This is a genomic window from Dickeya oryzae (genome assembly GCF_020406815.2).
Classification (GTDB): domain Bacteria; phylum Pseudomonadota; class Gammaproteobacteria; order Enterobacterales; family Enterobacteriaceae; genus Dickeya; species Dickeya oryzae.
Genome location: NZ_CP162670.1, coordinates 1,468,223 through 1,480,324 on the forward strand (window position 1 = coordinate 1,468,223; position 12,102 = coordinate 1,480,324).

General features: G+C 60.8%; 4 protein-coding genes. 1 reads left to right on the plus strand and 3 read right to left on the minus strand.

All coding sequences use genetic code 11. The features are described from left to right. The first annotated feature begins 6 nt into the window (after positions 1–6). Positions 7–8,730 carry an amino acid adenylation domain-containing protein gene (locus LF929_RS06400; protein ID WP_226092751.1) on the plus strand — a complete coding sequence of 2,908 codons (8,724 nt, stop codon included), beginning with the start codon at positions 7–9 and terminating at the stop codon, positions 8,728–8,730. 367 nt (positions 8,731–9,097) lie between these two features. Here the strand turns inward: LF929_RS06400 and LF929_RS06405 are convergent, their stop codons facing one another. From LF929_RS06405 to fepD, 3 genes are read right to left on the minus strand one after another with little or no spacing between them, the layout of a single operon-like run. Further along, complete coding sequence (locus LF929_RS06405) at positions 9,098–9,895, minus strand: ABC transporter ATP-binding protein (protein WP_038905069.1); 798 nt, start codon at positions 9,893–9,895, stop codon at positions 9,098–9,100. A 47-nt stretch (positions 9,896–9,942) separates the two neighbouring features. Next, on the minus strand, positions 9,943–10,977 hold the full coding sequence (gene fepG, locus LF929_RS06410) for an iron-enterobactin ABC transporter permease (protein ID WP_226092752.1): 1,035 nt from the start codon (positions 10,975–10,977) through the stop codon (positions 9,943–9,945). Between the two features lie 10 nt (positions 10,978–10,987). Further along, the gene (gene fepD, locus LF929_RS06415; protein WP_226092753.1) at positions 10,988–12,055 is read right to left on the minus strand and encodes a Fe(3+)-siderophore ABC transporter permease; all 1,068 of its coding nucleotides are present in this window, start codon (positions 12,053–12,055) and stop codon (positions 10,988–10,990) included. Positions 12,056–12,102 lie beyond the last annotated feature (47 nt).

Consider the following 12,102-nt stretch of genomic DNA (forward strand, 5'->3'; position numbering starts at 1 on the left):
AACAACGTGTCAGATCTACTTAACGAAACACAATTATCCACCCAGCAATCATCATCGACAAAGAAGCCATCATCGACTCAGCAGACATCATCCGCTGACGCATCATCGTCTCATCCCCACGTCTCCTTCTCCTCTACGGGGACGTCCGGGCAGCCCGAGTCTGCTCATGACGTCACGTCGGCACAGTCGGTGAATACGTTGGAACTGCCGCTGGTGGCGGCCCAACCCGGTATCTGGATGGCCGACCACATCGCCAGTCAGTCGAATGCGTTTACGGTGGCGCATGCGCTGGAGTTGAACGGCCCGGTTGACCCGGATTGTCTGCTGGCGGCCATCCGTCAAGGGCTGTCGGAAGCGGATACGGTGCAGGCGCGCTTTGGCTTCAATGATCTCGGCGAGCCGGTGCAGTGGCTACCTTCTGCGCCGGGTATGGCGGCGATTAACGAACCGGAATGGCTGGATTTTCGCGACCCAGCGCAAGGTGAGCAAGCTGCCTGGGCGCTGATGCAGGCGGATCTGGCCGCGCCGTTGCCGGTCGATGGTGAGCAACCGCTGTATCGCCAGGTGCTGATGCAGGTTTCCGCGCAGCCGGAGCGCTGGTTCTGGTATCAGCGCTTTCATCATCTGATGGTGGATGGTTTCAGTTTTGATGCCCTGACCCGACGGATAGTGGCGATTTACAACGCTCTTTGTGCCGGTAAAACGCCGGACGCCTCGCCGTTTACACCGTTTGCCGATGTGGTGACGGAATACCACGAGTGGGAACGTTCGTCGGCGTATCAGCAGTCGGCGGCGTTCTGGCGCGAGCATGCCCGTGAATTGCCGACGCCCGTGTCGCTGGCGGCAGACGTCTGTGAGTTGTCGCCGCAAGGGATTCGCACCGTGCAGCAACGGGTCACCTTACCTGCCGCACCTTTTGTGACGCTGGCGGAGCAACGGTTTGGCGCTCAGCTACAACCGGCGGAAATTGCGATGGCGGCACTGGCGGTATACCTCTACCGCATGAGTGGCGAATCGCGCTTGTCGGTGGGCTTTCCGTTTATGCGACGGATGGGGTCGGCAGCATTGTGTGCCAGTGGGCCGGTAGTGAACGTGCTGCCGCTACAATTCACGCTGCAACCCGAGATGACCTTAATCGATGCCACGCAAATGCTGCAGAAGGAAATCAAGGCGGTACGACGTCATCAGCGTTATGAAGCGGAACAGTTACGACGGGATCTGGGGCTGGTCGGCGGCAGTGAGGGCTTGTACGGGCCGGTGATCAATTTCAAGGTGTATAACGCCGAACTGGCACTGGGACATACGCCGGTCACCACCCATGTGCTGGCGATGGGGCCGGTGGACGATATGGAGTTTACCCTTGGCGTGCAGGAGGGTGAGCTGCAACTGGAGCTGGTCGCCAATCCGGCGCGCTACGACGCCCCGGCGTTGCAGGGGCATGCGCAACGTCTGCAACACGTGCTGACGCAACTGATACAACAACCAGAGCTGGCTATCGGTGAAGTGAGTCTGCTCAACGACGACGAATGGCGGCGTATTGACAGCTGGGGCAGTGGCCCGCGCCTGACGATACCCACGACGCTGCACTCGGTGCTGGATTGCCTGCAACAGCAGGTACAGCAACAGCCCGACGCGTTGGCTGTGACCTGTGGCCGTGAGCAACTCAGCTACCGCCAGTTATCGGCGCAGGTCATGCAACTGGCGCGTCGGCTGATGGCGCAGGGGATCGGTGCCGGTGATGTGGTAGCGATCGGCGTCCCGCGTTCGGTTTCGTCGGTGGTGGCGATGTTCGGGGTACTGGCCAGCGGTGCGGCTTATATGCCGTTGGATCTGGATTATCCACGCGAACGTCTGGCGTTGATGTGTGACGATGCGCGTCCGGTACTGTTGCTGACCCACAGCACGGTGCGTGAGCATATGCCGACACTGCCGCAGGTGCTGTGTCTGGACGATGCCACGTTACGGGCCGAGTGCGCCCGCTTGCCCGCCCATCCGGTAACGCAGGCGGAGCGACGCGAGCCGTTACGGGCTGAACATTTGGCGTACATGATCTACACCTCCGGTTCTACCGGGAAGCCGAAAGGGGTGATGAGTACCCATGCCGGTTTGCTCAACCTGATGATGTCACATTCGAGCTTCCTGTTTGGCCCGGTGATAGATCGCTTTTCACGGCAACATGGTCGCCGTTTACGCGCCGGACACACGGCGTCATTCTCCTTCGATTCCTCCTGGGAACCGCTGTTTTGCATGATGATGGGCAGCGAATTACACATTTTCGATGAAGAACTGCGTAAAGATGCCTGGGCGCTGGTTCAACACTTTACTCAGACGCCTATCGATTTGCTGGATATCACCCCGTCGTTCTTCACCCAGATGATCGACAGCGGCTTGCTGGAGCCGGATAACCATCAACCCGCTTTCATCATGATTGGCGGTGAAGCGGCCACGCCACGGCTGTGGCAACTGATGCGCCAGCATCCGCAGATGGAAATTCATAACTATTACGGGCCGTCGGAATACACCATCGATACGTTGGGGGCTCGGGTCACGGTGGCGGACCAGCCGGTTATCGGCCAACCGGTCGCCAATACCCGTGTGTGGCTGCTGGATAACCACCTGCGACCGGTGCCGGTGGGTGTACCCGGTGAGCTGTATATCGCCGGGCCGGGGCTGGCGCGTGGTTACCTGCGCCGCCCGGATCTCACAGCGACGCGCTTTGTCGCCTGTCCGTTCGTATCAGGGGCGGTGATGTACCGCACCGGTGACCTGATGCGTTGGCGTCACGACGGCCAACTGGCGTTTATCGGCCGCGTTGACCATCAGATCAAAGTGCGCGGCTTTCGCGTGGAGCTGGGCGAAGTAGAAAATGCGCTGGTGGCACTGGATGAGGTCAGCACCGCGGTGGTGATCGCCGAACCGCTGGGTGCGACGCATCGGCTCATCGGTTATTGCTCGGTGCCGAGCGATACCGCCCGCGAACAACCGGATTGCGCGGCCCGTTTGCTGGCACAACTTGCTGAGCAACTGCCGGATTACATGGTCCCGGCGGTGCTGATGGTGATGGCGGAACTGCCGCTGACCGTCAACGGTAAAATTGACCGCCAGGCACTGCCAAAACCGCAGCAGGCAGAAGCGGTAGTGGGACGCGAACCAGCCAGCGATGAAGAGCGGCTGATTTGCCAGTCCATCGCCAGCCTGCTGAAACTGGACGCGGTCAGCGCGGAAGCGGATTTCTTTGCACTCGGTGGCGACAGCATTTCCGCGATGGGGCTGGGCACGCTGTTGCGGCGCGCCGGTTGGCAATTGCGGCCGAAAACCATTTTCGCTGAGCGCACGCCAGCACGGATGGCGCAAGCGATGCAGCCGCTGACGACGACGGCCACACCGTCACGTACGCGGCGCTACGGTGTGGTGGACGGTTTGCCTATCGTACACAGCTTCGCCCAACTGGCGGGCATCAACCAACGGTTTGCGCATGGCGTATTCCTGTCGGTGCCTGAAACATTGCAACCAATACACCTGATGCAGGCGCTGAGCGCACTGGTGCAGGCACACCCGGCGTTAACCGCGCAGACTGGTGACAGCCATCTGGTCATTCATCAGTCGTCATCGACGGCCGTGCCGCTACAGTGTGACACACTACGCGCACAAGAGCCGGTTGAGGTGGCGGCGGAACGGGCATATGAAGCGGCGGTAGCACGTCTTGACCCGGCGGCCGGTCAGATGATGCAGGCCGTACTGTTGCAACGCGATGGTCGTGCTTGTGGGTTGGTGCTGGTGGCCCATCATCTGGTGGTGGACGGCGTATCGTGGCGCGTGCTGTTACCCGAGCTGCGTCAGGCCGCCGAAGCTGCGATGGATGGTCAACCGGTGGTGTTAGCGGCTGAGGAGTGCTCGTTATACGACTGGTCTGCCAGCCTGAAAGGGCAGGTAACCGTGCGCCGTGCTGAGTTACCATTCTGGCAATCGGTGCTGGCGACGCCTCTGCCTCGGCTGGGACGCCGGGCGCTTGACCCGTCCTGCGATCAGGAGCAGACCCGGCAACAATCACGCCGGGTGCTGGATGCCCGGTTGACGCAGGCGGTGCTGACGCACTTACCGGAATGCTATCAGGCGCGGGTGGACGAGATTTTGCTAGGCGCGTTGGTGCAGGCCTGCCACCACCGTTTTGGCGTGCAACCGCTGCGGCTGGCACTGGAATCTCACGGGCGTATCGAAACACCGGAAGGGTTAGATCTCGCCCGCACCGTCGGCTGGCTGACTGCTGAATACCCGGTGTGCATCGCGGCACCGACGGCACAGGCCGATGCGCCCTGGGCGATTTTACGGTCCGTGAAACGTGCGCTGCGGGCGGTGCCGGATCGCGGCGTCGGCTACGGCGTGCTGCGCTATCTGGATACACAGAGTGCCGAAACGTTGGCGTCGTTGCACGCGCAGGCACCGGAAATCCTGTTTAACTATTTGGGGCGCTTCGAGTCGGGCGAGGGCCACTGGTCACCTCGTCGCAGCGATCACCACTTCCGCGATACCTTTGCCGTACTACAGGCACCGACGATACCGCTCAGCCACCCGCTGGATATCAATATCTTTGTGGATGAACAGGGCGAACAGCCACAACTGGCCATCCACTGGGGATGGGCGCATGGCGTCTTCGATGAGGATGATATCGACGCGTTGCATCAGGGAATGGCGCAAGCGATTGACGCGTGGCGGCAACAGGCGGACTACCCGCCGTTGTCGGATACGCTGGTATCCGTTGACGTCGCGCAGGATGCGGTCACTGACGAGACACTGGACTGCCTGCGTCAGCATTACGGGCCGTTATCGGCGGTGTTGCCTGTGCTTCCCTTGCAGCAAGGGTTGCTGTTCCACGCGCAACTGGCGCAGACCACCGGGAGTTATAACTCGCTGACCCGGCTGTCGTTGCACGGCCCGCTGTCGGTGGCACAACTGAGCCAGGCATTAGAAGCGGTGGTTCGTCACCATCCGCAACTGGCGGCGTGTTTTGACACCGAGCAGACGTCGGTGCCATTGCAGGTACTGCCGGTGTTGCGTGACGACCAGTGTTACTGGCCGCTGGAGAGTCAGACGTTACCGGCGATGCAGGCAGACGAAGAGGCCGCTGCGCTGCTGGCGCTGGAAAAAGCTGAACTGGCACGCGACCTGTTCCACCAGCCCTCGTCCATGTTGCACGCCTTGCTGGTCAGCCATACGGGCACTGAGCGTCACACACTGTTTCTGAATGCGCATCATCTGGTGGTGGATGGCTGGTCGACCCCGGTATGCCTGCGTGACCTGTTCACCGCGTTGTATCAGGGCCGCTCGGCACTTACGCCGCACAGCGTGCCGTATGCCGACATCGTTCGCCAACTGGCGGCCCGCGACGCGCAGGCGTCACGTCAGCGCTGGCGCGACGTGCTGACAGGTGCCCGCCCGACCCTGCTATTTGGTGACGGACCGCATCATGGCGATGGTTCGTATCATGATGACGTGCGTGAGCTGGAGTTACTGCCGGAACCGCAACTGGAACAAGGCTTACTGGCGCTGTGTAAACAGTATGGCCTGACGCTCAATAGCGTAATGCAGGGCATCTGGGGGATGTTGCTGTGCGCCAGTAGCGGCGCGGATGATGTGCTGTTCGGCTCGCCGGTGTCGGGTCGCTTCGGGCAGATTGACGGCATCAGCCAGCAGGTCGGGTTATTCAGCAATACGTTACCGGTGCGGGTACGGTTGGATGCATCACGGCCGTTGCCGCCGCAGTTGGCTGAGCTACAGGCGCTGCAAATCCAACTGATTGAACACGATGATGTCGGTCTGGGGGAAATCCAGCAACTGGCGGCTATCGGCACGCTGTTCGACACCTTGCTGGTGGTGGAGAACTACCCGGATGGCGATGAGCTGAGTCAGGCCGGGCAGGCGCTGCGCTGTGAGGCGGTAAACAATCGGGGTTACACCCACTATCCGCTGACGCTGCTGGTGCTGCCGGGCAAACGGCTGCGGCTGCTGATGGAATACCGCGACAGCGTGGCACAACCGCAGCGGCTGGCGCAGCGCTTGTTACTGTTACTGCAACAACTGGTGGCAGACCCGGAGCGCGCGCTGTCGGCCTGGAATCTGCAACTGCCGCAAGAGCAGGCGCTGCTGGCGGCGGTCAATCGTACCGAACAGCCGGTACCGCCGGGTACGTTGCATCAGGCGCTGGCAGCACAGGCACAACGCACGCCGGATAGCATCGCGCTGGTGGATAGCCAGCATCAGTTGACCTACCGTCAGGTTCAACGCCAGACCCGACTGCTGGCTGACCGGCTGATCGACGCCGGGGTGCGACCCGGTGATATCGTGGCGGTGGCGCTGCCGCGCTCGGTGCGCTTGAGCCTGGCGTTGTACGCCATTCTGGAGGCGGGTGCGGCCTGGCTACCGCTGGATACCGGTTACCCGGATGAACGGCTGGCGCTGATGGTGGAGGATGCGCAACCTCGCCTGATGATCACCGAAAGCAGTTTGCAGTCGCGTTTTGCAGGCATGGCCGATGTACTGCTGCTCGATACGCTGGCGGATGAACGCCAGTCGCCGCGTCACGCGTCACCACCGCTCGCCGATCAGCAGGCCGCTTACGTGATTTACACCTCCGGTTCTACCGGTCGCCCGAAAGGGGTGGTGGTTGGCCATCAGGCCATCGTCAACCGCTTGTGGTGGATGCAGCATCAATACCCGTTAGTGGCGGATGATGTGGTGCTACAGAAAACACCGTGCAGCTTCGATGTGTCGGTGTGGGAGTTCTTCTGGCCGCTGATGGTCGGTGCCCGTCTGGTGATGGCACCGCCGGATGCGCACCGTGACCCGGAGGCACTGGTACAGCTGATCAACGATTACGCGGTGACCACCATGCACTTTGTACCGTCGATGCTGGCGGCCTGGGTGAGTGCGCTGGAGACGCATCCGCGTGACGAGATCGGCTGTGGAAGCCTGCGGCGAGTGTTCTGTAGTGGTGAAGCGCTGTCGCGCGAACTGGCGCTGGATTATCAGTCGCTCATCGCGGCACCGCTGCACAACCTGTACGGCCCGACCGAAGCGGCGGTGGATGTCACCTGGCAACCGGCCTCTGGCGAGGCGCTGGCGCGCTGTCATTTGCCGGGCATTCCTATCGGACTGCCGGTGTGGAACACCCAACTGCGTATTCTGGACGGCGCGTTGCGGCCGGTACCGGTCGGCGTAGCGGGCGATCTGTATTTGTGCGGTATCCAACTGGCGCAGGGATACCTGCGTCGGCCGGACCTGACTGCCAGCCGTTTTGTGGCGGACCCGTTTGCTCACGGTGAACGGATGTACCGTACCGGCGATATCGCACGTTGGCTGGAAGATGGCACGGTAGACTACCTGGGGCGCAGCGATGACCAGTTGAAAATTCGTGGTCAGCGCATCGAACTGGGGGAAATTGAGCAGGTGCTGCTGGCACAGCCCGGCGTGGCGCAAGCGGTGGTCGGTGCGCGTGAGTTAGGTGGAAAAGCCACCCGACTGCACGGTGCCGATGCCCGACAGCTGGTGGCCTGGCTGGTGCCGCAGGCCGGTATCTCGCTGGATGTTGACCAGTTACAACAGGCGCTGTCGCAGCAATTGCCGGCCCATATGGTGCCGGTGAGTTATGTGCTGATGGCGTCATTCCCGCTGAGTGCGAATGGCAAGCTGGATCGTAAGGCGTTACCGGCACCTGCCGGACAGCACGCTGACGGCCGCGCCCCGCAAACGGACACTGAACGCACGATCGCGGCCCTGTTTGCGGAGCTACTGGCCTGTGAGACGGTATCGGCGGATGACGATTTCTTCGCGCTGGGTGGTCACTCGTTGCTGGCCATGCGACTGGCCGCCGAGATACGCCGTCAACTGCGACACTCGCTGACGGTGGGGCAGATTATGGCGGCACGCAGCGTAGCCCATATTGCAGCGCTGGTAGAAGGCGATGCGGACAGCCAGCATCTGGACGGTAATGGCGATATGCTGCCGTTACGGACGGGAACCGGACCGGTGCTGTTCTGCCTGCATCCGGCATCGGGTTTTGCCTGGCAGTATGCGGGTCTGTTGCAGTATCTGGACGGGGAGTACCCGATTGTCGGGTTGCAATCACCACGACCGGACGGGGTCATTGCCGCGTGTGAATCGGTGGAGGCGATGTGTGAGCGTCATCTGACGACCATCCGGCGTATTCAGCCGCAGGGGCCGTATTTCCTGCTGGGTTACTCGCTCGGCGGTACGCTGGCGCACGGTATCGCCGCACGGTTGCAACAGGCGGGCGAAACGGTGTCGTTCCTTGGTTTGCTGGATACATATCCGCCGGAAGGGCAGGACTGGACCGCTCCGGATGAAGCCGACGCCCGCGAGGAAGTCGAGCGTGAACAGGCCGGGTTTATGGCCGACACGCAGGCGGAGGACGACCCGCAACTGCGCGCAGAACGCGAGGCAATGTTTGGCAATATCGTCGCCAACTATCAGGATGCGGTACGGCTGTTGTCATCGGCCCGTTCACATCGTTACGACGGTGAAGCCACGTTGTTTGTGGCAACCCGCACCCTGCCAGCAGGGATGGACGTTGACGCTACCTGGGCACCGTATGTCGGTACACTGACGCAGTATCCGCAGTATTGTGAGCACGCGGATATTCTGTCGCCCGCATCGCTGGAAAACCTGGGGCCGTTGCTGAATAGGTTGCTGACAAACAGCCATGTTGTTTTATGAATGGTGACGTTTGCCTGGTCAGTGAGTAGTTTCGTGCGGGATAAGCGGTGTCATTTCTTTGCCGCTTCATCGCACGCACGACAAGGAGAGGTTCAAACGCCACCTCTCCTTGACCACTGGCTTCGTGGCTAAACAGTGGCGCTGCGCGCTACCTTCGGCGTTCGCCTTCGCTATTCGGGCCGCCCGTGACGCGTTCCAGACGCGGCACGGGCTTTCGCCGCGTCCATGCGGCTCACCCGGCGAAGTCGCCCACCTCAGCACTGTTTGGGACGCCAGAAAACCTACTCACCGATAATCAAGGTGTCTGTCAGTAATCTGAATGGCCGACGATAGTCGGCCATTTCTTATTCCAGAAACCGTGTTTGTTTTAAGGGGCTGGGTGATGGCGGCCGCAGGGGACGATAAGGGGGGTGTGGGAAACCGGGTCGTCGATGATGACACAGGCCATACCGAATACTGCCTGCACTAGCTCGGCGGTGATGACATCGGCGGGGGCACCCTGCGCCATAACGGTGCCTGCGCGCATCACGATAAGGTGATCGGCGTAGCGGCAGGCTTGATTGAGGTCGTGCAGTACCGCCACCAGTGTGCGGTCATGCTGCTGGTTCAGTTCCCGAAACAGATCGAGCAGGTCAATCTGATGGGCGATATCCAGCCAGGTGGTCGGTTCATCCAGCAATAACAGCGGTGTTTGTTGTGCCAGCACCATCGCAATCCACACCCGTTGACGCTGGCCGCCAGACAGTTCATCGACGCTGCGTTCTGCCAGTTCGCTGACGTTAGTCGCCACCATCGCCTGTTCCACCGCCACTTGATCGGCCTCACTCCACTGACGCAGTAGCGTTTGATGCGGGTAGCGGCCGCGCGCGACCAAATCCATCACGGTGATGTTATCCGGTACGATAGCGTGCTGTGGCAGCAGACCTAACTGCCGGGCCAGCGTTTTGGTGGGAATACGGTGAATGCTGGTACCGTCCAGTAACACGTCGCCCGCCATCGGTTTGAGCAGGCGGCATAGTGCTCGCAGCAGGGTGGATTTACCGCAGGCGTTAGGGCCGATGATGACGCTGAATTTTCCCGCCGGGATCGTCACGCTCAAATTGCGGGCGATAATGTTGTTGTCGTAGCCCAGCGTTAACTGCTCGGCGTGTAAAAGCTGTGTCATCAGAATCACTCTTTACAGGCAAATTACAGGTAAATTAAAGGGGCGGATTAGCGACGCGATTCACGGATCAGCAACCCGATCAGATACAGCCCGCCAATGCTGACCGTCACCGAACCGACAGGCAATTGCCGACCGGTAAACAGATGCTGAGCGACAATATCCGCCGCCAGTAGCAGCACGCTGCCCACCAGTGCGGCAGCACACAGCGGCATGGTGCTGGCGCGGGTCAGACGGCGTGCTATCTGTGGCGCGGCCAGTGCGATAAAGGAAACCGGCCCGGCACTGGCCGTGACAACCGCAATCAATACGATGCCGCACAGCATCAGCCACAACCGACTGGCCTGTGCATTGACCCCCAGCGCTCTGGCGCTGTCATCGCCCATTTCCAGCAATTGCAAGCGCCGCGCCAGCAATAACGTTGCCAGCACGGTCAGCGGCATTAACAGTAATGCGGGTGTGGCTTTGGCCCAGGTCATACCGTTCAACGAGCCAGCTCCCCACAATGCGGCGCTCATCACCGTTTCCAGCGCACCGGTGATCATTAACCAGGTATTGAACGCCGACAACACGGCACTGACCGCGATCCCGACGATAATCAATCGAAAGCCGCTGATACCCTGCCGCCAGGCCAGCAGATACACCAGTAACGCGGTCGCCAGACCACCCAACATGGCACCACCGGCAATCTGGTAATAGCTGCCGTGCAGCACAATGATCGTGACCAGCGCACCAGTATAGGCACCGGTGTTAAAGCCCACGACGTCCGGGCTACCCAATGGATTACGTGTCAGTGACTGGAAGATAGCACCGCTGATACCAAGACAAGCACCGCACAGTAACGCCATGATCGCCCGTGGTGCGCGCCATTGGGTTACCACGGTCACGGTACCGGCATCGCCGTGGTGAGCCAGCGCCTGCCAGACGGTGACGGCTGACAGCGGCAGTGTGCCGAGGCTGACTGCCAGCGTCAGCAGGGCGACGCAGACCAGCAGCAACGAGAGGTTGATCCACAATGCACGCAACGGCAACCGACCGCTAATCAAACCAGACGTCGTGCGCAGGAACAGAGTTCGGGTAGACATAACGTGTTTCCTAAAACTTGCGCTGGCGTACCAGCCAGATCAGTACCGGCGCACCGATAAAGGCGGTGACAATAGAAACCCGCAATTCACCCGGTACCAACAGGCGGCCGACAATATCAGCGCAGAGCAGCAGTATGGGGGAGAACAGCAGGGAATAGAGCAGAATCCAACGTTGATCCGGACCGGCCCAGCCGCGTGCGATGTGAGGGATCATCAGGCCGACAAAGCCAATCGGGCCGGTCAGCGCGGTGGCGGAGCCACACAACAGCATCACCGACAGCATCGCCATCACACGAATGACGCCGACACGGGTGCCGAGTGCCGTCGCGAGGTCGTCCCCCATACTGAGGGTATTCAGTGAACGGGCCGCCAAAAATGCCAGCGCACAGCCCAGCAGTACAATGGGGGTGACCCAGGCCACATTGCTTAGCGAACGGATATCCAGCGTACCGGCTTCCCACAGGCGTAACTGATCAAACGCGTGGGGATTGAGCAGCGACAGTGATGAGGTAAAACCCGACAACACGGCGCTTAGCGCCACACCGGCCAGCGTCAGGCGTATTGGATTCACCCGACCGCCGCTCAGTGTACCGATGATCCACACCATCAGGCTGGCTGCTAACACGCCGAGCCAGGCAAACCCCAACCACGACGCCATACCGGTAATCCCGAACACGCTAATGCCGAGTACGATGGCAAAGCTGGCACCGGCGTTAACACCGAGGATGCCAGGGTCGGCCAGCGGGTTGCGGGTCAGCGCCTGCATCACCGCCCCGGCGGCACCCAGCGCCATGCCGACCAGAATACCGGCCAGTGTGCGCGGTAGCCGCGCCTGTAAAACGATGATGCTGTCCGGACCTTGCGTGTGACCCGCCAGACTCTGCCAGACGACTTCCGGCGCGATGGCGCGGGCACCCAGCATCAGGCTGGCGAGACACACCAAGGCAAGCAACAGCAGACAAGGCAGTACGCCACCGAACCGACGCCCGGTTAACGATGACGGTGTATACGGCAGGGGGGTAACCTGACCACCAACAGATGAACGCATTGATAAGAACTGCTTTATTAAATAATGCATATGATTATTATTATCATTAATGTTATGGCATGACTAGGGTAACATTG

Bases quoted from the DNA above. Each gene is read 5' to 3' on its own strand.
- LF929_RS06405 (WP_038905069.1), bottom strand. From the start codon at position 9,895: ATGACACAGCTTTTACACGCCGAGCAGTTAACGCTGGGCTACGACAAC.
- fepG (WP_226092752.1), bottom strand. From the start codon at position 10,977: ATGTCTACCCGAACTCTGTTCCTGCGCACGACGTCTGGTTTGATTAGC.
- fepD (WP_226092753.1), bottom strand. From the start codon at position 12,055: ATGCATTATTTAATAAAGCAGTTCTTATCAATGCGTTCATCTGTTGGT.